The organism is Streptococcus sp. HMSC073F11, from assembly GCF_001810785.1.
GTDB lineage: Bacteria > Bacillota > Bacilli > Lactobacillales > Streptococcaceae > Streptococcus.
Genome location: NZ_KV802690.1, coordinates 90,735 through 112,734 on the forward strand (window position 1 = coordinate 90,735; position 22,000 = coordinate 112,734).

A 22,000-nucleotide genomic window follows, 5' to 3' on the forward strand; every position below is an offset into this window, starting at 1 on the left:
CCTAGTTTGCTCTTTGATTTTCATTGAGTATAAGCTTTCTATAAGGAAATCTTAAGCTAGCTTTCAGGTTTGACCCTTATACTAGAGTCATCAAAAAGAAACGAGGACTCTCACATGACAGTAACGATTAAAGTAAATTACCAAACCACTTTTCAAAAGAAAGAAGCAACAAAATAAGATTGAATAGAAGAAAGAGCTAAATGCTCTTTTTTTGTTTTTGAAACTACTTTCAGTTCACAATCCTAAAAGTAAGAAAATCTAAATTCATTTTCTATTTATCCTTCTTTCTTGCATTGCTTTCTTAGATATGCTACAGTTGTGATAGCGATTACAAAACAAAAGGAGCATACTATGAAAAATCCAGCTTTGTTAGAAGAAATAAAGACCTATAAAGGCAGGGATGAGGTTCCAGAAGACTTTGATATTTTTTGGGATGAGGAAGTGAAAAAAGTTTCAACTCTTCCAGACTACCAGTTGGAGGAAAGAGATTTCCACATTCCTCAAGTCAAGTGCTATGAGCTCACTTTTGAAGCAACAAATGAAGGCAAGGTCTATGCACGCGTCGTTCTTCCAAAGAGTGAGGGGAAAGTTCCTATAATCTTCCATTTCCATGGTTATATGGGACGTGGATGGGACTGGGCTGACATGCTGACCTATACTGTGGCTGGTTATGGTGTTGTTTCCATGGATGTGCGAGGTCAGTCAGGCTACTCGCAAGACGGTTTGCGTTCTCCTCTAGGAAATACGGTGAAAGGGCATATTATCCGTGGTGCTGTGGAAGGTCGGGAGCATCTCTTTTATAAGGATGTTTATTTGGACATTTACCAGTTGGTTGAAATTATTGCTAGTCTGCCTCAGGTTGATGAGAAGCGTCTTTCTAGCTATGGTGCCTCACAAGGAGGGGCTCTAGCCTTGGTTGCGGCAGCGCTCAATCCTCGGATTGAGAAAACAGTTGCCATCTATCCTTTCTTGTCAGACTTCAGAAGAGTACTTGAGATTGGTAATACTAGCGAGGCTTACGACGAACTTTTTCGATATTTCAAGTTTCACGATCCCTTCCATGAAACTGAGGAAGACATCATGGCGACCCTTGCTTATATCGATGTGAAAAATCTTGCCCATCGTATCAAGGGTAAGGTTAAGATGATTACGGGCTTGGACGATGATGTTTGCTACCCTATTACCCAGTTTGCGATTTACAACCGCCTGACTTGCGACAAGGCCTATCGCATCATGCCTGAGTATGCCCACGAAGCCATGAATGTCTTTGTCAATGACCAAGTCTACAACTGGCTGTGTGGTAGTGAGATTCCTTTTAAGTATGTAAAATGATAAATGAGAGAGCCCAGTAGCTCTCTTTTTTGTAGTTTAATAAAAATGATTTAAAATAGATGACTCTCTGAAACTACTTTCAGAAACAGCTGTTCTATAAAATACTTTTGAAACTGAAATCTATTCTACCACAAAGTATTGAAAGCGCTTCACTGATAATATATAATAAACTCATAAGAACAAAGAAAAGGAGGAAAGAGGATGCCACAGATTACTAAAGAAGCCTTGATTGCACAAATCAAAGATGGAATCATCGTTTCTTGTCAGGCTCTTCCTCACGAACCGCTTTATACAGAAGCGGGAGGAGTCATTCCCTTGCTGGTCAAAGCGGCTGAGCAAGGTGGAGCAGTCGGTATCCGAGCAAATAGTGTTCGCGATATCAAGGAAATCAAGGAGGTTACAAATCTTCCAATCATTGGGATAATAAAACGAGATTATCCACCGCAAGAACCCTTCATCACTGCTACTATGAAAGAAGTTGATGAATTGGCAGAACTTGATATAGAGGTAATTGCTCTGGATTGTACCAAGCGTGAACGCTATGATGGTTTGGAGATTCAAGAGTTCATTCGTCAGGTTAAGGAAAAATATCCTAACCAGCTCTTGATGGCTGATACAAGTACTTTCGAGGAAGGATTGGCAGCCGTTGAAGCAGGAATTGACCTTGTCGGAACAACCTTATCAGGATACACATCTTACAGTCCTAAAGTGGATGGTCCCGATTTTGAATTAATCAAAAAACTCTGTGATGCTGGTGTAGATGTCATTGCAGAAGGAAAAATTCATACACCAGAACAAGCCAAACAAATCCTAGGATATGGAGTGCGAGGTATTGTTGTTGGTGGCGCTATTACTAGACCAAAAGAGATCACAGAACGCTTTGTTGCTGGTCTCAAATAACACAATCTCACAACAGAGGAGAGTGATGGATGCGTCGGATAAAATGAAAACGTATACAAATACAAAGAACTCATTATCCAATATGGATACGCTTATCAATTAGGAGAATACAAATGAAATTTAGAAAACTAGCTTGTACAGTACTTGCGGGTGCTGCGGTTCTTGGCCTTGCTGCATGTGGTAATTCTGGCGGAAGTAAAGATGCTGCAAAATCTGGTAGCGATAGCGGAAAAACAGAAATCACTTGGTGGGCATTCCCAGTCTTCACACAAGAAAAAACTGGTGACGGTGTTGGAACATATGAAAAATCAATCATCGAAGCTTTTGAAAAAGCAAATCCAGATGTAAAAGTGAAATTGGAAACCATCGACTTCAAGTCAGGTCCTGAAAAAATCACAACAGCTATCGAAGCAGGAACAGCTCCAGATGTACTTTTTGATGCACCAGGACGTATCATTCAATACGGTAAAAATGGTAAATTGGCTGAGTTGAACGACCTCTTCACAGACGAATTCGTCAAAGATGTTAACAATGAAAACATTGTACAAGCAAGTAAAGCTGGAGACAAAGCTTACATGTATCCAATCAGTTCTGCACCATTCTACATGGCCATGAACAAGAAAATGTTGGAAGATGCTGGAGTTGCAAACCTTGTAAAAGAAGGTTGGACAACTGATGACTTTGAAAAAGTTTTGAAAGCGCTTAAAGATAAAGGCTACACACCCGGTTCATTGTTCAGTTCTGGTCAAGGGGGAGACCAAGGAACACGTGCCTTCATTGCAAACCTTTATGGCGGTTCTGTAACAGACAAAGACGTAACTAAATATACAACAGACGATCCTAAATTCGTCAAAGGTCTTGAAAAAGCAGCTAGCTGGATTAAAGACGGTTTGTTGAACAATGGTTCACAATTTGACGGTGGAGCAGATATCCAAAACTTTGCCAACGGTCAAACATCTTACACAATCCTTTGGGCGCCAGCTCAAAACGGTATCCAAGCGAAACTCTTGGAAGCAAGTAAAGTAGAAGTGGTAGAAGTACCATTCCCATCAGATTCAGGTAAACCAGCTCTTGAATACCTTGTAAACGGATTTGCAGTATTCAACAACAAAGACGACAAGAAAGTTGCAGCATCTAAGAAATTCGTTCAATTCATCGCGGATGACAAAGAATGGGGTCCAAAAGACGTTGTTCGTACAGGTGCCTTCCCAGTTCGTACTTCATTTGGAAAACTTTATGAAGATAAACGTATGGAAACAATCAGTGGTTGGACTAAATACTACTCACCATACTACAATACAATTGATGGTTTTGCAGAAATGAGAACTCTATGGTTCCCAATGTTGCAATCAGTTTCAAATGGCGATCAAAAACCAGCGGATGCTTTAAAAGCCTTCACTGAAAAAGCTAACGAAACAATTAAAAAAGCTACAAAACAATAAGCACTGAATCAGATTGACTCCTCCCTTTTCCCTGTGCATAATCTATGTAAGAAAAGGGAGGATTTTATTTGAAATATCAGAAACTGTCACGAAATTAAAATGAAGTTCTTACATAAGCGAATCTTAAAAAATTTCATTTTGATTTTAAAACTGTTCAAGAAAATCCAAAATATTCTATTTGTGAAAGAGAGGTGCCGACTGTGAAAGTCAATAAAATTCGTATGCGGGAAACAGTGATTTCCTACGCTTTCTTAGCACCAGTATTATTCTTCTTTGTCATCTTTGTATTGGTTCCTATGATTATGGGATTCATTACAAGTTTCTTTAACTATTCAATGACTAAATTTGAGTTTGTGGGTTTGGACAACTACATTCGTATGTTTAAAGACCCTGTCTTTATGAAGTCTTTGATTAACACAGTTATTTTGGTTGTTGGATCTGTACCGATTGTTGTTCTCTTTTCGCTCTTTGTGGCGTCGCAAACCTACCATCAAAATGCTATTGCCAGATCTTTCTACCGTTTCGTCTTCTTCCTTCCTGTTGTAACAGGTAGTGTTGCCGTAACAGTTGTTTGGAAATGGATTTATGACCCATTATCAGGGATTCTAAACTTTGTCCTTAAGTCAAGCCATATCATCAGCCAGAATATTTCTTGGTTGGGAGATAAACACTGGGCATTACTGGCAATTATGATTATCCTCTTGACAACTTCAGTTGGTCAACCAATCATCCTCTACATAGCTGCTATGGGGAATATTGACAATTCACTGGTTGAAGCGGCTCGTGTAGACGGTGCAACTGAATTTCAAGTTTTCTGGAAGATTAAATGGCCAAGCCTTCTTCCAACAACTCTCTACATCGCAATCATCACAACAATTAACTCATTTCAAGTTTTCGCCTTGATTCAACTATTAACATCTGGTGGGCCAAACTACTCAACAAGTACCTTGATGTACTACCTTTACGAAAAAGCCTTCCAATTGACCGAATACGGGTATGCTAATACCATTGGTGTCTTCTTGGCAGTCATGATTGCTATTGTAAGCTTTGTTCAATTTAAGGCGCTCGGAAATGACGTAGAATATTAAAGGAAGGAGACAGCTATGCAATCTACACAAAAGAAACCTATAACAGCTTTCACTGTTATTTCAACTATTATCTTGCTCTTGTTGACCGTGCTGTTCATCTTTCCATTCTACTGGATTTTGACAGGGGCCTTCAAATCACAACCTGATACCATCGTTATTCCACCACAATGGTTCCCTAAAATGCCAACCATGGAAAACTTCCAACAACTCATGGTGCAAAACCCTGCTATGCAGTGGATGTGGAACTCTGTGTTTATCTCATTGGTAACCATGTTCTTAGTCTGTGCGACCTCATCTCTAGCAGGTTATGTATTGGCTAAAAAACGTTTCTATGGGCAACGTATTCTCTTTGCAATCTTTATTGCTGCTATGGCACTTCCAAAACAAGTTGTCCTTGTACCATTGGTACGTATCGTCAACTTCATGGGAATTCACGATACTCTCTGGGCAGTTATCTTGCCTTTGATTGGATGGCCATTCGGGGTCTTCCTCATGAAACAGTTCAGTGAGAATATTCCTACAGAGTTGCTTGAATCAGCTAAAATCGACGGTTGTGGTGAGATTCGTACCTTCTGGAGCGTAGCCTTCCCAATTGTGAAACCAGGATTTGCAGCCCTTGCAATCTTTACCTTCATCAATACATGGAACGACTACTTCATGCAGTTGGTAATGCTGACTTCACGTAATAATTTGACCATTTCACTCGGTGTTGCGACTATGCAGGCTGAAATGGCAACCAACTATGGTTTGATCATGGCAGGTGCAGCTCTTGCTGCTGTGCCAATCGTAACAGTCTTCCTAGTCTTCCAAAAATCCTTTACTCAAGGTATTACCATGGGAGCGGTCAAAGGTTAAGAAAAGTAAACTGGTGTGTCAAGATTGCGGAAGTGGTCTTGACATGCTATGGAAATATAGATGTTATAAGTGTCTACAAAATGTTGGGTATTTGCTTACCTTAGAGATTTTGTTAGACACTTATCAACTTAAGAATGATTTTAGTTAACTATCAGAAACGAAGGAAAGAGTATGATTTTTGACGATTTGAAAAACATCACCTTTTACAAAGGAATTCATCCCAATCTAGACAAGGCTATCGACTATCTCTATCAGCACCGTAAGGATTCTTTCGAATTAGGAAAGTATGAGATTGATGGGGACAAGGTCTTTCTAGTTGTTCAGGAAAATGTCCTCAATCAAGCTGAAAATGATCAATTTGAGCATCATCAGAACTATGCAGATTTGCATTTGCTGGTAGAAGGACATGAATATTCGAGTTACGGTTCACGTATCAAAGACGAGGCAGTAGCATTCGACGAAGCAAGTGACATTGGCTTTGTGCATTGTCATGAACACTACCCACTCTTGTTGGGTTATCACAATTTTGCGATTTTCTTCCCAGGAGAACCACACCAGCCAAATGGCTATGCAGGTATGGAAGAGAAGGTTCGCAAATATCTCTTTAAAATTTTGATTGATTAAAAACTCAGGAGGAGTAGACATGGCACAAAAAGGAGTAAGCCTTATCAAGGCAGCATTTGATACAGATAACTTTCTCATGCGTTTTAGTGAGAAGGTCTTGGATATCGTGACAGCCAATCTTCTTTTTGTTGTCTCTTGTTTGCCCATCGTGACGATTGGAGTGGCTAAAATTAGCCTTTACGAGACTATGTTTGAGATTAAGAAGAGTAGACGTGTGCCTGTCTTTAAAATCTATCTAAGAGCTTTCAAGCAAAATCTGAAACTAGGTCTTCAGTTAGGTCTGCTTGAGTTGGGTATCGTCTCATTAAGTATTTTAGACCTCTATCTTTTTTGGGGGCAGACAGCTATGCCTTTCCAAATGGTAAAAGCTATTTGTCTAGGTGTTCTTATCTTCCTCACTATCGTGATGTTGGCTAGCTACCCCATAGCTGCGCGCTATGATTTGACTTGGAAAGAAGTGCTACAAAAAGGACTTATCTTGGCAAGTTTTAACTTTCCTTGGTTCTTCCTCATGTTAGCTATTCTCTTTATCATTGTGATGGTTCTTTATCTGTCCGCCTTCAGTTTACTTTTAGGTGGCTCAGCCTTCCTGCTTTTTGGGTTTGGGCTCTTGGTCTTTCTCCAGACTGGATTGATGGAGAAAATTTTCGCAAAATACCAATAGGATGGCTTGTTTCTGAAACTACTTTCAAGCCATAAACATTTCAAAATTCATATCGAAACTAAAATCTAAGTGTACACAAGGTGTTGAAAGCGTTTTTTACAAGGTGTATACTAAACACGTAAAGAATAAATTCTGTTTCTAGCAGAAAAAAAGAAATCTTAGGAGAAAATCTATGTCAGATTTAAAAAAATACGAAGGTGTCATTCCAGCCTTCTACGCATGTTATGATGATCAAGGAGAAGTAAGTTCAGAACGTACGCGTGCCTTGGTGCAATACTTCATTGATAAAGGTGTTCAAGGTCTTTACGTCAATGGTTCTTCTGGTGAATGTATCTACCAAAGCGTTGAAGACCGTAAATTAATCTTAGAAGAAGTCATGGCAGTTGCCAAAGGTAAATTGACCATCATTGCTCACGTTGCTTGCAACAATACCAAAGATAGTATGGAACTTGCTCGTCATGCTGAAAGCTTAGGAGTAGATGCTATTGCAACGATTCCGCCGATTTATTTCCGCTTGCCAGAATACTCAGTTGCTAAATACTGGAATGACATTAGTGCTGCAGCACCAAACACAGACTACGTGATTTATAACATTCCTCAATTAGCTGGTGTTGCTTTGACGCCAAGTCTCTACACTGAAATGTTGAAGAATCCACGTGTTATCGGTGTTAAGAACTCTTCTATGCCAGTTCAAGATATCCAAACCTTTGTGAGCCTTGGTGGCGAAGACCATATCGTCTTCAACGGTCCAGATGAACAGTTCTTAGGTGGTCGTCTCATGGGAGCTAAAGCTGGTATCGGTGGTACATATGGTGCGATGCCAGAACTCTTCTTGAAACTCAACCAATTGATTGCTGATAAAGACTTAGAAACAGCGCGTGAATTACAATACGCTATCAACGCTATCATTGGTAAACTCACTTCTGCACATGGAAATATGTATGGTGTGATTAAGGAAGTCTTGAAGATCAATGAAGGACTGAATATTGGTTCTGTTCGTTCACCATTGACACCAGTGACTGAAGAAGATCGTCCAGTTGTAGAAGCAGCTGCAGCCTTGATTCGTGAAACCAAGGAGCGCTTCCTCTAATCCATAAGGAGGTATTTATGACACACTACGTTGCAATTGATATCGGTGGAACAAATATCAAATATGGTTTGATCGACCAAGAAGGCCAACTTGTTGAATCGCATGAAATGCCAACAGAGGCGCATAAAGGTGGACCTCATATCTTACAAAAGACCAAAGATATCGTAGCCAGCTATTTAGAAAAAGGCCCAGTAGCAGGTGTTGCTATTTCTTCTGCAGGAATGGTGGATCCAGATAAGGGTGAGATTTTCTATGCTGGGCCTCAAATCCCTAACTATGCAGGAACTCAGTTCAAGAAGGAAATCGAGACTAGCTTTAATATTCCTTGTGAGATTGAAAATGATGTCAACTGTGCAGGTCTTGCTGAAGCGGTATCTGGTTCAGGCAAGGGAGCGAGTGTCACCCTTTGCTTGACCATTGGAACCGGTATCGGTGGTTGCTTGATTATGGATGGGAAAGTCTTCCATGGATTTAGCAATTCAGCCTGCGAAGTCGGTTATATGCATATGCAGGATGGAGATTTCCAAGACTTGGCCTCTACGACAGCTTTGGTGGAGTATGTAGCAGCAGCTCATGGAGATCCAGTTGATCAGTGGAATGGCCGACGTATCTTTAAGGAAGCCACTGAAGGCAACAAGATTTGCATGGCTGGTATTGACCGTATGGTAGACTATCTAGGGAAAGGTCTGGCAAATATTTGCTACGTTGCCAATCCAGAAGTGGTTATTCTCGGTGGCGGTATCATGGGACAAGAGGCTATCCTCAAACCCAAGATTCGCACAGCCTTGAAAGATGCCTTGGTGCCAAGCCTAGCTGAAAAAACACGATTAGAATTTGCCCATCACCAAAATACAGCAGGTATGTTGGGAGCTTATTATCATTTCAAGACAAAACAATCCTAGTTTGGCTCAGCCAAACTAGGATTTTCTGATCAAATCCTCTTGACTTTCTTTATAATTGTGAGATAATAAAGAAAATATATAAAGGAATTATATAAAATGGCTATAGCGAATTCAAGTAAAGTTGTGACCTTCCAAGCTAATAGAGAATTAGTAAATGATGCAATGGAAGTGTTAAAAGAAAAAAATCTCTCTCTTTCATCGGCACTCAGATTATTTTTAAAGAATGTTGCCGTAACAAATGAAGTAGATTTACTGAGTGAAGAGGAATTGGAGAAGGAGTATTTATTTAGGCAATTACAAGCAGAAGTTCAAGAAAGTTATGCCAAGATTGAGGCTGGAAATTACTTGACAGATGAGGATGTCGTGACACGCTATGGATTATAAAAAATATAGGATTTTGTATTCTCCTAGAGTAATTGATAGTCTGGATAAAATATATCAGTATATAGCGGAGGAAATTGGTTCTGTAGAGGCTGCGAGACGAAAAGTAGCCAATATTAGAAAAGATATTAATCGTCTAGAAATTTTCCCCCAAGCTGGATTTGATGCCGATGAAAAATTTGGTAAGAAATTAGATCCTCACTATCAAACGCGAGGATTGACCTTGAGTAAGGATTACATCGTATTATATACAATTGTTGAGGATACTGTCAGACTTGCTTATTTACTCCCTTCAAAAAGTGATTACATGAAATTATTCAAGACTAAGTCAAGATATGACTAATTCATAATCTTGAAGAGGTATGTTTAGTGATGAATAAAAATCCTAGTTTGGCTAGACCAAACTAGGATTTTCTTATACGTTTTTGTCTACGATAGCCATTGAGTTTTTTATTTTCCCAGTAGCTATTAAAGATTTTCTCCTTGCTTTCACGATTGATTTCCAAAAAGTAGGCATAAATCAAATCGATAAAGAAGAGCATAGGAAGTTGAGCGGATATACGCTGGATGTAAGAAGACTGGCTGTGTGTGGCTACAAGAACAGTCTCTGTATAGGCTTGACTATCTTTATTGGGAACACTTGTAAAAAGTACAGTCTTTGCCCCCATCTCCTTGGCGTCTAATAGACTATCTAAAATAGAAGGAGTTGTGCCAGAAAGTGAGAAACCGAGTACGAGACAATTCTCATCCATAATACTGGTTGTCCAAGCAAAGCCATCTTGGTCAGTCAAGGCCTCGCAGACCACACCTAGACGCATGAAGCGTAATTTCATTTCACGAGCTACGAGGCCAGAACTCCCTGTTCCGAAGAAGTAGACACGCTCAGCATCTTCGATTAGCTGGGCGATTCGTTCCAGTTGTTCTTCGTCAATCAAGTCCTGTGTTTGTTCTCTCATGTTGCTATAACTTCTGAGGACTCGTTTTGTCAGTGGACTGTGTTTGTGAGAATGGGTGTCTTGTTTCTCTGCTTGATGTTGGTATTGGAAAATAAATTCTCGGTAGCCAGTAAAGCCACACTTTTTAGCAAAGCGGGTCAAAGCAGCTTGGGAGATATGTAATTTTTGGGTGACTTGTTGAGAAGATAAATCATCTGTAATCGTTTCAGCTTGCAAAAAATAGCGAGCGATTTCTTGCTCAAGGTCTGTCATTTCTTCAAAATGTGAATCAATGACAGTTGCGATATCTGGTTTGTCCATAGGGAAGGCTCCTTTAAATGAGTCGTATTGGAAAAAGACTAGATTATTGAACTTTTACATTCATTATAACATATAATATAGGGATGAATAAATAAAAACGTATCTTACCTTAAAAACGAAAAAAGCTTCTTTCTTTTCCATAATTTTCTGCTCAAATTATGGTACAATGAAGAGTAAGATTTTAAATAGAAATGAGACTGATTTGTATGAGAAAATTTAACAGCCATTCGATTCCGATTCGGCTTAATTTATTGTTTTCGATTGTCATTTTACTCTTTATGGCTATTATTGGTCGCCTGCTTTATATGCAGGTTTTGAACAAGGATTTTTATGAGACAAAATTAGCATCTGCTAGTAAAACAAAGGTGACCACTAGCTCGGCCCGGGGCGAAATTTATGATGCCAGCGGCAAGCCTTTGGTTGAAAATACTGTGAAACAGGTTGTTTCCTTTACTCGAAACAACAAAATGACGGCTGCAGATTTAAAAGAAACAGCTAAGAAGCTGTTAGCCTATGTGGGAGTTTCTTCTCCAACATTGACTGACCGACAGTTGGTAGACTATTATCTAGCAGATCAAGATGTCTATAAGAAAGCAGTGGAAAGTTTACCACGTGAGAAGCGACTTGATTCTGATGGCAATCAATTATCTGAGTCCGAACTTTACAATAATACTGTTGAAAGTATCGATCCAAGTCAATTGGCCTACTCTGATGACGAAAAGAAAGAAATTTATCTTTTTAGCCAACTCAATGCAGTTGGAAATTTTGCGACAGGGACCATTGCGACAGACTCCTTAACAGATACTCAGATTGCCTTGATTGCTTCGGCCTCTAAGAATTTACCTGGTATCAGTATTTCAACTTCGTGGGATCGAAAAGTTCTAGAGACTTCACTTTCGTCTATAGTAGGAAGTGTATCCAGTGAAAAAGCTGGTCTTCCAGCTGAAGAAGCAGATGCTTATATCAAAAAGGGTTATTCTCTAAACGACCGTGTTGGGACTTCTTATCTAGAAAAACAATATGAAGAAACCTTGCAAGGAAAACGCTCGGTGAAAGAAGTCCATCTAGACAAGTATGGCAATATGGAAAGTGTCGAAAATATCGAAGATGGTACCAAAGGGAATAATATTAAACTGACTATTGATTTGGCCTTCCAAGATAGCGTGGACAATCTGCTTAAGAGTTATTTCAATTCCGAACTGGGAAATGGAGGAGCCAAATATTCTGAAGGTGTGTATGCAGTTGCTTTGAACCCAAAAACAGGTGCAGTTTTGTCTATGTCAGGACTCAAACATGACTTGAAAACGGGAGATTTAACACCTGATTCCTTGGGAACAGTAACCAATGTCTTTGTCCCGGGTTCTGTTGTCAAGGCGGCGACCATCAGCTCTGGTTGGGAGAATGGAGTCTTATCAGGGAATCAGACCTTGACAGACCAACCGATTGTCTTCCAAGGTTCAGCTCCAATTAATTCTTGGTATACTCAAGCCTACGGTTCATTCCCGATTACAGCTGTGGAAGCCTTGGAGTATTCTTCTAATACCTATATGGTTCAAACGGCTTTGGGAATCATGGGCCAAACTTATCAACCTAATATGTTTGTTGGAACAAGCAATTTGGAATCCGCTATGGGGAAATTACGTGCGACATTTGCGGAATATGGTCTTGGAGCTTCAACGGGTATTGATCTTCCGGATGAATCTACAGGATTTACCCCTAAGGAATATGACTTTGCCAATTACATTACCAATGCCTTTGGCCAGTTTGATAACTACACCCCTATGCAATTAGCCCAGTACGTTGGAACTATTGCCAACAACGGTGTTCGGATTGCCCCCCACATTGTCGAGGGGATTTATGGAAACAACGAACAAGGTGGCTTAGGGAACTTAATCCAATCTATTGAAACCAAGGAAATGAATAAAATTAATATTTCTGAGTCTGATGTTTCCATCCTCCAACAAGGCTTTTATCAAGTGTCACATGGTGGTAGTGCTTTGACAACCGGTCGTGCCTTTTCAAATGGCGCAGCGGTATCCATTAGTGGAAAAACAGGTACTGCTGAAAGTTATGTTGAGGGCGGTCAAAAAGCTAACAATACTAATGCCGTGGCCTATGCCCCATCAGATAATCCTCAAATCGCTGTTGCCGTTGTCTTCCCGCATAACACCAATCTTACAAATGGTGTCGGACCTTCCATTGCACGCGATATTATCAACCTCTATAACCAACACCATCCAATGAATTAGAAAGGAACATATGCTTTATCCAACACCTATTGCTAAGCTAATTGACAGCTACTCTAAGTTACCAGGTATCGGGATTAAGACGGCTACACGTCTGGCCTTTTATACTATTGGAATGTCTGATGACGACGTCAATGAGTTTGCCAAAAATCTCCTTTCTGCTAAGAGAGAGCTGACCTATTGTTCCATCTGCGGTCGCTTGACTGATGATGATCCTTGCTCTATCTGTACCGATCCGACTCGTGACCAGACAACGATTTTAGTTCTCGAAGATAGTCGCGATGTGGCGACTATGGAGAATATTCAAGAATACCATGGACTTTATCATGTCTTGCATGGACTCATTTCTCCCATGAATGGTATTAGTCCGGATGATATCAATCTCAAGAGCCTCATGACTCGTCTTATGGATAGTGAGGTTTCAGAGGTAATCGTAGCAACCAATGCCACAGCAGATGGGGAAGCGACATCTATGTATCTCTCTCGTCTTCTCAAGCCGGCTGGCATCAAGGTTACTCGTCTGGCACGAGGCCTCGCTGTGGGAGCAGATATCGAGTATGCTGATGAAGTCACACTCTTACGAGCCATTGAAAATCGAACAGAGTTGTAAGTGTAGATAATTAACAAACTCAAATTCATTTATACAAAAATCATGGAGGCCGATATTAGTTTTATCGGTCTCTTTTTAGATTACTTGAAGACCAGTATCAGGTTCAAGTTTCAAAAAAGAAGCAAATATGATATACTAAAGAATGAGTATTCTATTAGAATTGGAACCAATAATATGAAACAAACGATTATTCTTTTATACGGTGGACGTAGTGCAGAGCGTGAAGTCTCTGTTCTTTCAGCTGAAAGTGTGATGCGTGCGGTCAACTACGACCGTTTCACAGTCAAGACTTTCTTCATCAGCCAGTCAGGTGACTTTATTAAAACGCAAGAATTTAGCCAGACTCCAGGTCAAGAGGATCGTCTTATGACCAATGAAACTATTGATTGGGATAAGCAAGTTGCACCAAGTGCTATATACGAAGAGGGAGCAGTGGTCTTTCCAGTCCTTCACGGTCCGATGGGAGAAGATGGCTCAGTTCAAGGCTTCCTCGAAGTTTTGAAAATGCCTTATGTTGGTTGTAACATATTGTCATCTAGTCTTGCCATGGATAAAATCACCACTAAGCGTGTCTTAGAATCTGTCGGGATTGCTCAAGTTCCTTATGTGGCCATTGTCGAAGATGATGATATGACTGCTAAAATTGCTGAAGTGGAAGAAAAATTGACTTATCCAGTCTTCACAAAACCATCAAACATGGGTTCAAGTGTCGGTATTTCCAAATCTGAAAATCAAGACGAACTCCGTCAAGCCTTGAAACTTGCCTTCCAATATGATAGTCGTGTCTTGGTAGAACAAGGAGTGAATGCCCGTGAAATCGAGGTTGGGCTACTGGGTAATTACGATGTCAAAAGCACCCTTCCAGGAGAAGTAGTCAAGGATGTTGCTTTCTACGACTATGACGCCAAGTATATTGATAATAAGATTACTATGGATATTCCAGCTAAAATCAGTGATGATGTGGTAGCTGTCATGCGTCAAAATGCAGAAACAGCCTTCCGTGCCATTGGTGGTTTAGGTCTATCTCGTTGCGATTTCTTCTATACTGATAAGGGAGAGATTTTCCTAAATGAGCTCAATACCATGCCAGGTTTCACCCAGTGGTCAATGTATCCACTACTTTGGGATAATATGGGAATCAGCTACCCAGAACTAATCGAGCGTTTGGTTGACCTTGCTAAAGAAAGTTTTGACAAGCGCGAAGCGCATTTGCTATAAAATGAAAGAGAGGGTAGGAGCCAGAACTATCACTGCAGAGTGATTAGAGTTCTCGGACTTCAACCCTTTTTAAAGGAGTAGAAATGAAATTAACAATCCAAGAAGTGGCTCAAGTTGTCGGATCTAAAAATGATATCAGCATTTTTGAGGATACCAAGTTAGAAAAGGCCGAGTTTGATAGTTGCTTAATTGCGGCAGGGGATTTATTTGTGCCCCTCAAAGGGGCGCGTGATGGCCATGACTTTATCGAAACAGCCTTTGAAAATGGCGCTGCTGTAACCCTGTCTGAGAAAGAAATTGCAAACCATCCCTACATTTTAGTAGATGATGTATTGACTGCCTTTCAAACCCTAGCAGCCTACTATCTTGAAAAAACGGCTGTTGATGTCTTTGCTGTTACAGGTTCAAATGGCAAGACAACGACCAAAGATATGTTAGCGCACTTGCTATCAACAAGCTACAAAACATACAAAACACAAGGCAACTACAATAACGAGATTGGGCTTCCCTACACAGTTCTTCACATGCCTGAAGGAACAGAAAAGTTGGTATTGGAGATGGGACAGGATCACTTGGGAGATATTCATCTCTTGTCAGAATTGGCTCATCCAAAAACAGCCATCGTGACCTTGGTTGGCGAAGCCCATTTGGCCTTTTTCAAAGACCGTTCAGAAATTGCTAAAGGAAAAATGCAAATTGCTGATGGCATGCCTGAAGGTTCTTTGCTCTTGGCCCCAGCTGACACTATTGTAGAGGACTACTTGCCAACTGATAAAAAGGTAGTTCGTTTTGGCCAAGGAGCAGAGTTGGAAATTACCGACTTGGTTGAGCGTAAGGATAGCTTGACCTTTAAGGCCAATTTCTTGGAGCAAGCCCTTGATTTGCCAGTGACTGGTAAGTACAATGCCACCAATGCTATGATTGCGTCTTATGTTGCCCTACAAGAAGGAGTTTCAGAGGAGCAAATCCGTTTGGCCTTCGAAAATCTTGAATTGACGCGTAACCGTACCGAGTGGAAGAAAGCAGCTAATGGAGCAGATATTCTGTCTGACGTATATAATGCCAATCCAACTGCTATGAAGCTGATTTTAGAGACTTTCTCTGCCATTCCAGCCAACGAAGGTGGTAAAAAAATCGCTGTCTTGGCGGACATGAAGGAACTCGGTGACCAGTCTGTTCAGCTCCATAACCAGATGATTTTGAGCCTCTCACCAGATGTGCTGGATACCGTGATTTTCTACGGAGAAGACATTGCTGAATTAGCCCAACTGGCCAGTCAAATGTTCCCAATCGGACACGTTTATTACTTCAAGAAAACAGAAGACCAAGACCAATTTGAAGACCTAGTTAAGCAGGTCAAGGAAAGTCTAGGAGCTAATGACCAAATCTTGCTCAAGGGCTCTAACTCCATGAATCTAGCCAAGTTGGTAGAAAGTTTAGAAAATGAAGCAAAGTGATTTTGTCAAACATTTACGTATTTCTAAATCCATTTTTGACAAATAGCATGGTATAATAATATGCAGGAAAATTTTGAATCATGAGGAAGACTAGATGAATTTATGGGATATTTTCTTTACGACCCAAGCAACAGAGCCACCCAAATTTGACCTTTTTTGGTATGTCAGTATATTTACACTCTTGGCTTTGACCTTTTATACAGCCTATCGTTATCGTGAAAAGAAGGCTTACCAACGATTTTTCCAAATCTTGCAGGCGGTTCAGTTGATCCTGATTTATGGTTGGTATGGGGTCAATCATATGCCTCTGTCAGAAAGTTTACCCTTTTACCATTGTCGTATGGCTATGTTTGTGGTGCTCTTGCTACCTGGTCAGTCCAAATATAGGCAGTATTTTGCATTACTAGGAACATTTGGGACATTAGCAGCCTTTGTTTATCCAGTGTCAGATGCCTATCCTTTCCCACATATTACGATTTTATCCTTTATCTTTGGCCACTTAGCTCTCTTGGGGAACTCTTTAGTTTATCTATTGAGACAGTATAACGCGCGATTGCTGGATGTGAAGGGAATTTTTCTCATGACCTTTGCACTAAATGCCTTGATTTTTGTGGTCAATTTAGTAACAGGTGGAGATTACGGATTCTTGACAAAACCACCATTGGTTGGAGACCATGGCTTAGTAGCTAATTATTTAATCGTTTCCCTGGCCTTATCAGCAGCGATTACGTTAACAAAGAAAATCTTGGAACTATTTTTAGCACAAGAAACAGAAAAAATGATTGCAAAGAAAGCTTAGAAATGAGCTTTCTTTTTTTCATAAATCTGATTTTTTATAACCTGTTTGGAAAATAAAAAAAGCTAAGGAACGAATGTGAAAAAATGGTAAGTAAATTTAGGAAAAACTAAGCACGATTGGATTTTTTGTGTTATAATATTCTGTGAATAGCTATGTCCTATTTTAGCTATATTGAATAGAAGTTTGAAACTTGGAAGAGAGAGGATGCGATGTAATGGCTAGAGATGGTTTTTTTACAGGCTTAGATATCGGAACTAATTCGATTAAAGTATTGGTTGCCGAGCATAGAAATGGTGAACTTAATGTAATTGGTGTAAGTAATGCCAAGAGTAAAGGTGTAAAGGATGGGATTATCGTTGATATTGAAGCAGCAGCAACTGCTATCAAGTCAGCTATTTCCCAAGCAGAAGAGAAAGCTGGCATTTCAATCAAATCAGTGAATGTTGGTTTGCCTGGAAATCTTTTGCAAGTAGAACCAACTCAAGGTATGATTCCAGTTACATCTGATACAAAAGAAATTACAGATCAAGATGTTGAAAATGTTGTTAAATCAGCCTTGACAAAGAGTATGACACCAGATCGTGAAGTCATTACTTTTATTCCAGAAGAATTTATCGTAGATGGTTTCCAAGGTATTCGTGACCCACGTGGTATGATGGGGGTTCGTCTTGAAATGCGTGGTTTACTTTACACAGGTCCACGTACTATTCTTCACAATTTACGCAAGACAGTTGAGCGATCAGGTGTTCAAGTTGAAAATATTATTATTTCACCATTGGCTTTGGTTCGTTCAGTCTTGAACGAAGGAGAGCGTGAATTTGGAGCTACTGTGATTGATATGGGAGCAGGTCAAACAACTGTTGCTACAATCCGTAACCAAGAACTCCAGTTTACAAATATTCTTCAAGAAGGTGGAGATTATGTCACAAAAGATATCTCTAAAGTCTTGAAGACTTCACAGAAATTAGCTGAAGGATTGAAATTGAACTATGGGGAAGCCTACCCTTCACTTGCAAGCAATGAAACCTTCCAAGTTGAAGTGATTGGTGAAGTAGAGCCTGTAGAAGTTACAGAAAGATACCTAGCAGAGATTATTTCAGCTCGCATTAAACACATTTTTGAACAAATCAAACAAGAGTTGGAAAGAAGACATTTGTTGGATCTTCCAGGTGGGATTGTTCTGATTGGTGGAAATGCTATTTTACCAGGTGTTGTAGAACTTGCACAGGAAGTCTTTGGCGTTGGTGTCAAACTTTACGTTCCAAATCAAGTTGGAATCCGTAATCCTGCCTTCGCTCATGTGATTAGCTTGTCTGAATTTGCTGGTCAATTGACTGAGGTGAATTTATTAGCACAAAGAGCAGTTAAGGGTGAGGATACTTTGCGTCACCAACCAATTAATTTTGGTGGGATGATTCAACGCGTTACGCAGGTAGCACAACCGACCCCTATTCAACCAGTTCAAAATACTGAGGTTGAGCAATCAGCTTCTACAAACGTAGTTGCTCCCAAAGAAGATAAAGTATCTTCTCAAAATAAACCAAAAATCGCAGATCGCTTCCGTGGTTTAATTGGAAGTATGTTTGATGAATAAAAGAGGAAAAATAAACTATGACATTTTCATTTGATACAGCGGCTGCTCAAGGTGCAGTGATTAAAGTAATCGGTGTTGGTGGAGGTGGCGGAAACGCCATTAACCGCATGGTTGACGAAGGTGTTGCAGGCGTAGAATTTATCGCAGCAAACACAGATGTACAAGCTTTGAGTAGTACAAAAGCTGAGACTGTAATTCAGTTAGGTCCTAAATTGACTCGTGGTTTGGGTGCTGGTGGTCGACCTGAAATCGGTCAAAAGGCAGCCGAAGAAAGCGAAGAAGCCTTGACTCAAGCTATTACTGGAGCAGACATGGTCTTCATTACTGCAGGTATGGGAGGTGGCTCAGGTACTGGTGCTGCTCCTGTTATTGCCCGCATTGCTAAAGATTTAGGTGCTCTTACAGTTGGTGTTGTGACACGTCCTTTCGGTTTCGAAGGAAGCAAACGTGGTCAGTACGCTGTAGAAGGAATCAATCAGCTTCGCGAACATGTAGATACTCTATTGATTATTTCAAACAACAACTTGCTTGAAATTGTTGATAAGAAAACTCCACTTCTTGAAGCTCTTAGCGAAGCAGATAACGTACTTCGCCAAGGTGTTCAAGGAATTACGGACTTGATCACAAATCCTGGTTTGATTAACCTTGACTTTGCCGATGTGAAAACAGTTATGGCAAATAAAGGAAACGCCCTAATGGGTATCGGTATCGGCAGTGGTGAAGAACGTGTGGTAGAAGCAGCTCGTAAGGCAATTTACTCACCACTTCTTGAAACAACTATTGACGGTGCTGAGGATGTTATCGTCAACGTTACTGGTGGTCTTGATTTGACTTTGATTGAAGCAGAAGAAGCTTCAGAAATTGTCAACCAAGCAGCTGGTCAAGGAGTGAACATCTGGCTCGGAACATCTATCGATGAAAACATGAAAGATGAAATTCGTGTGACAGTCGTTGCAACTGGTGTTCGTCAAGATCGTGTTGAAAAAGTTGTGGGCCATGCACCAAGACAAGCTGTCCGTCATGAACAAGCAAGTCCTAATCATGCACACAATCATAATCGTCAGTTTGATATGGCTGAAACTGCAGAAATTCCAAGTCCAGCGCCTCGTCGCACAGAAACTTCTCAAACTTCAGCATTTGGTGATTGGGACTTGCGTCGTGAGACAATTGTTCGACCAACTGATTCAGTGGTATCACCAGTTGAACGTTTCGAAGCGCCATCTTTACACGATGAGGATGAATTAGACACTCCTCCATTTTTCAAAAATCGTTAAGTAAATGAATTTGAAAGAAAATACAGAACGTGTTTTTCAACAAATAAAAGATGCAAGTCAGCAGTCAGGAAGAGAAGCCAATTCTGTTTCGGTTGTTGCTGTTACAAAATATGTAGACGTACCGACAGCGGAGGCTTTGCTTCCGCTAGGTGTGCATCATATTGGTGAAAATCGTGTGGATAAATTTCTTGAGAAATATGAAGCTTTAAAAGATAGAAATATTACCTGGCATTTGATTGGAACCTTGCAAAGACGCAAGGTCAAAGATGTCATTCAGTATGTTGATTATTTCCACGCTTTGGATTCATTAAAGCTAGCAGAGGAAATTCAAAAAAGAAGTGACCGAGTTGTTAAGTGTTTCTTACAAGTAAATATCTCAAGGGAAGAGAGCAAACATGGTTTTTCAAGGGAAGAACTATTGGAGCTCTTACCAGAATTGGCCACCTTAGATAAAATTGAATATGTCGGCTTGATGACCATGGCTCCTTTTGAAGCTAGTAGTGATGAGTTGAAAGAGATTTTTAAAGCTACGCAGGATTTGCAACTAGAAATTAGAGAAAAACAAATTCCCAATATGCCAATGACGGACTTGAGTATGGGTATGAGTCGTGACTACAAGGAAGCGATTGAATTTGGCTCAACATTTGTCAGAATTGGTACAGCATTTTTTAAATAGGAAAGAAATATGTCTTTAAAAGATAGATTTGATAAATTTATAGATTATTTTACAGAAGATGGAGAAGATGTTGGTACTGCATATCAGCCTAAAGCTGAAGAGCCGATTGTGACTCCAGTCCCTTCTGTTCAAGAGTTGCCTCAACAAGCTGGTAGCACGCCATCTAAAGATAAAAACATCACTCGTCTTCATGCCCGTCAACAAGAGTTGGCTATGCAAAGTCAACGTTCTACTGATAAGGTGACAATTGATGTTCGTTATCCACGTAAATACGAAGATGCCACAGATATTGTTGATTTATTAGCTGGTAACGAAAGTATTTTGATTGATTTCCAATATATGACAGAAGTTCAAGCTCGTCGTTGTTTGGACTATCTGGATGGGGCGCGCCATGTTTTAGCTGGTAACATGAAAAAGGTAGCATCTACTATGTACCTGCTGACACCAGTTGATGTTGTTGTCAATATTGAAGACATCAAAATTCCAGATGAATCACAAAATGGTGAATTTGGCTTTGATATGAAACGTACGAGAGTGAGATAATGATCTTTCTCATTCGTTTTGTTCAAAATGCAGTGGATATCTATTCACTGATTTTAATCGTGTTTGCTCTGATGTCTTGGTTTCCCAATGCTTATGAATCACGTCTTGGACGCTTGATTATTAGTTTAGTGAAACCGATAATAGCTCCCTTGCAACGTTTACCCCTCCAGATTGCAGGTCTTGACTTGTCTGTCTGGATTGCGGTATTACTAGTTCACTTCCTAGGGGAGCAGTTGATTCGACTTTTAGTGATCTTTCTATGAACAAGATGATTTATCAACACTTTTCTAAGAATGATTCGTCTTTTATTGATAAGGGAGTAGAATGGATAAAAAAGGTAGAAGATTCTTATTCTCCTTTTTTAACACCCTTTGTAAATCCCCATCAAGAAAAGATTTTAAAGGTTCTAGCATCAACCAACGGCATCTCCTACATGAGCAGTCGGCAGTTTCTTGAAACTGAATATGTACGGGTACTCCTGTATCCTGATTATTTTGAGCCGGAATTCTCTGATTTTGAACTTTCCTTGCAAGAAATTGTCTATCCTAATAAGTTTGAACGCCTAACGCATTCAAAAATATTAGGGACTGTTTTAAATCAGCTGGGAATTGATAGGAAGCTATTTGGTGATATCTTAGTCAACGAAGAGAGGGCACAGATTATCATTAATCGACAGTTTATGCTCCTTTTTCAAGACGGCATTACGAAAATTGCTCGTTTACCGGTTCGTCTAGAAGAACGGGATTTTACTGAGAAAATTACCACAGTAGAAGATTATCAAGAATTAGATATCTGTATCGCTAGTTCAAGATTAGATGTTTTTCTAGCAGGTGTCTTCAAGCTGTCTAGAAATCAGGCAAGTCAGTTAATTGAAAAACAGGCAGTCCAAGTTAATTACCATTTAGTTGAAAAATCAGATTATGCAGTTCAAGTTGGTGATCTGATTAGTGTAAGGAAATTTGGTCGATTGAAACTCGTTAGAGATAATGGGCAAACAAAAAAAGATAAAAAGAAATTAACGGTCCAATTGTTATTAAGTAAGTGAGGAA

The 22,000-nt window shown here is 40.0% G+C and carries 23 protein-coding genes; 22 read left to right on the forward strand and 1 reads right to left on the reverse strand.

Annotation, left to right across the window (positions count from 1 at the left end):
- Window positions 1-351: 351 nt before the first annotated feature.
- The 11 genes from HMPREF2764_RS02120 to HMPREF2764_RS02170 all read left to right on the forward strand — a co-directional run bounded on the left by HMPREF2764_RS02120 (window position 352) and on the right by HMPREF2764_RS02170 (window position 9,621).
- The gene (locus tag HMPREF2764_RS02120) at window positions 352-1,332 is read left to right on the forward strand and encodes an acetylxylan esterase (protein ID WP_070526843.1); all 981 of its coding nucleotides are present in this window, start codon (window positions 352-354) and stop codon (window positions 1,330-1,332) included.
- Window positions 1,333-1,533: 201 nt separating this feature from the next.
- Entirely contained in the window at window positions 1,534-2,232 is a 699-nt protein-coding gene (locus HMPREF2764_RS02125) for an N-acetylmannosamine-6-phosphate 2-epimerase (protein WP_070526847.1), read from the forward strand.
- A gap of 113 nt (window positions 2,233-2,345) precedes the next feature.
- Complete coding sequence (locus HMPREF2764_RS02130; RefSeq protein ID WP_070526850.1) at window positions 2,346-3,674, forward strand: ABC transporter substrate-binding protein; 1,329 nt, start codon at window positions 2,346-2,348, stop codon at window positions 3,672-3,674.
- 221 nt (window positions 3,675-3,895) lie between these two features.
- A complete protein-coding gene (locus HMPREF2764_RS02135) occupies window positions 3,896-4,762 on the forward strand; it encodes a carbohydrate ABC transporter permease (RefSeq protein WP_153193231.1) in 867 nt (288 codons plus the stop codon).
- 15 nt (window positions 4,763-4,777) lie between these two features.
- Window positions 4,778-5,617, forward strand: coding sequence for a carbohydrate ABC transporter permease (locus HMPREF2764_RS02140; RefSeq protein ID WP_001192117.1), 840 nt, complete (start codon window positions 4,778-4,780; stop codon window positions 5,615-5,617).
- Window positions 5,618-5,788: 171 nt separating this feature from the next.
- Entirely contained in the window at window positions 5,789-6,241 is a 453-nt protein-coding gene (locus HMPREF2764_RS02145) for a NanQ anomerase/TabA/YiaL family protein (RefSeq protein ID WP_000575452.1), read from the forward strand.
- A gap of 19 nt (window positions 6,242-6,260) precedes the next feature.
- The gene (locus HMPREF2764_RS02150; RefSeq protein ID WP_070480381.1) at window positions 6,261-6,905 is read left to right on the forward strand and encodes a YesL family protein; all 645 of its coding nucleotides are present in this window, start codon (window positions 6,261-6,263) and stop codon (window positions 6,903-6,905) included.
- Between the two features lie 172 nt (window positions 6,906-7,077).
- Window positions 7,078-7,995: a dihydrodipicolinate synthase family protein gene (locus tag HMPREF2764_RS02155; RefSeq protein ID WP_049516494.1), complete on the forward strand. Its 918-nt coding sequence runs from the start codon at window positions 7,078-7,080 to the stop codon at window positions 7,993-7,995.
- Between the two features lie 17 nt (window positions 7,996-8,012).
- Window positions 8,013-8,897 (forward strand): ROK family protein, encoded by an 885-nt coding sequence (locus tag HMPREF2764_RS02160; RefSeq protein ID WP_070526852.1) that lies wholly within the window; start codon window positions 8,013-8,015, stop codon window positions 8,895-8,897.
- A gap of 96 nt (window positions 8,898-8,993) precedes the next feature.
- Window positions 8,994-9,281, forward strand: a complete 288-nt coding sequence (locus tag HMPREF2764_RS02165; RefSeq protein ID WP_020901685.1) for a type II toxin-antitoxin system RelB/ParD family antitoxin — start codon at window positions 8,994-8,996, stop codon at window positions 9,279-9,281.
- On the forward strand, window positions 9,271-9,621 hold the full coding sequence (locus HMPREF2764_RS02170; protein ID WP_033676577.1) for a type II toxin-antitoxin system RelE/ParE family toxin: 351 nt from the start codon (window positions 9,271-9,273) through the stop codon (window positions 9,619-9,621). The genes HMPREF2764_RS02165 and HMPREF2764_RS02170 overlap by 11 nt, the downstream gene beginning before the upstream one ends.
- Window positions 9,622-9,682: 61 nt before the next feature.
- Here the strand turns inward: HMPREF2764_RS02170 and HMPREF2764_RS02175 are convergent, their stop codons facing one another.
- A complete protein-coding gene (locus tag HMPREF2764_RS02175) occupies window positions 9,683-10,534 on the reverse strand; it encodes a MurR/RpiR family transcriptional regulator (RefSeq protein ID WP_070526856.1) in 852 nt (283 codons plus the stop codon).
- 191 nt (window positions 10,535-10,725) lie between these two features.
- On the opposite strand from HMPREF2764_RS02175, the gene pbp2b reads away from it, so the two are divergent.
- The 11 genes from pbp2b (at window position 10,726) to HMPREF2764_RS02230 (ending at window position 21,996) form a co-directional block, all read left to right on the forward strand.
- A complete protein-coding gene (gene pbp2b, locus HMPREF2764_RS02180; protein WP_083306577.1) occupies window positions 10,726-12,783 on the forward strand; it encodes a penicillin-binding protein PBP2B in 2,058 nt (685 codons plus the stop codon).
- A 10-nt stretch (window positions 12,784-12,793) separates the two neighbouring features.
- Entirely contained in the window at window positions 12,794-13,390 is a 597-nt protein-coding gene (gene recR / locus HMPREF2764_RS02185; protein WP_000966756.1) for a recombination mediator RecR, read from the forward strand.
- A 174-nt stretch (window positions 13,391-13,564) separates the two neighbouring features.
- The gene (locus tag HMPREF2764_RS02190; RefSeq protein ID WP_070527862.1) at window positions 13,565-14,608 is read left to right on the forward strand and encodes a D-alanine--D-alanine ligase; all 1,044 of its coding nucleotides are present in this window, start codon (window positions 13,565-13,567) and stop codon (window positions 14,606-14,608) included.
- An 83-nt stretch (window positions 14,609-14,691) separates the two neighbouring features.
- A complete protein-coding gene (murF, locus tag HMPREF2764_RS02195; RefSeq protein WP_070526859.1) occupies window positions 14,692-16,065 on the forward strand; it encodes a UDP-N-acetylmuramoyl-tripeptide--D-alanyl-D-alanine ligase in 1,374 nt (457 codons plus the stop codon).
- A 94-nt stretch (window positions 16,066-16,159) separates the two neighbouring features.
- A complete protein-coding gene (locus tag HMPREF2764_RS02200) occupies window positions 16,160-16,864 on the forward strand; it encodes a YwaF family protein (protein WP_070526863.1) in 705 nt (234 codons plus the stop codon).
- A gap of 214 nt (window positions 16,865-17,078) precedes the next feature.
- Entirely contained in the window at window positions 17,079-18,458 is a 1,380-nt protein-coding gene (gene ftsA / locus HMPREF2764_RS02205; protein ID WP_070526866.1) for a cell division protein FtsA, read from the forward strand.
- A 17-nt stretch (window positions 18,459-18,475) separates the two neighbouring features.
- Complete coding sequence (gene ftsZ / locus HMPREF2764_RS02210; RefSeq protein ID WP_070526868.1) at window positions 18,476-19,732, forward strand: cell division protein FtsZ; 1,257 nt, start codon at window positions 18,476-18,478, stop codon at window positions 19,730-19,732.
- A gap of 4 nt (window positions 19,733-19,736) precedes the next feature.
- A complete protein-coding gene (locus HMPREF2764_RS02215; protein WP_004261850.1) occupies window positions 19,737-20,408 on the forward strand; it encodes a YggS family pyridoxal phosphate-dependent enzyme in 672 nt (223 codons plus the stop codon).
- A 9-nt stretch (window positions 20,409-20,417) separates the two neighbouring features.
- The gene (locus tag HMPREF2764_RS02220) at window positions 20,418-20,951 is read left to right on the forward strand and encodes a cell division protein SepF (RefSeq protein WP_000053356.1); all 534 of its coding nucleotides are present in this window, start codon (window positions 20,418-20,420) and stop codon (window positions 20,949-20,951) included.
- Window positions 20,951-21,214: a YggT family protein gene (locus tag HMPREF2764_RS02225; protein ID WP_004257761.1), complete on the forward strand. Its 264-nt coding sequence runs from the start codon at window positions 20,951-20,953 to the stop codon at window positions 21,212-21,214. Before HMPREF2764_RS02220 ends, HMPREF2764_RS02225 begins: the two co-directional genes overlap by 1 nt.
- On the forward strand, window positions 21,211-21,996 hold the full coding sequence (locus tag HMPREF2764_RS02230; RefSeq protein WP_070526872.1) for a YlmH family RNA-binding protein: 786 nt from the start codon (window positions 21,211-21,213) through the stop codon (window positions 21,994-21,996). The genes HMPREF2764_RS02225 and HMPREF2764_RS02230 overlap by 4 nt, the downstream gene beginning before the upstream one ends.
- Window positions 21,997-22,000: the final 4 nt, after the last annotated feature.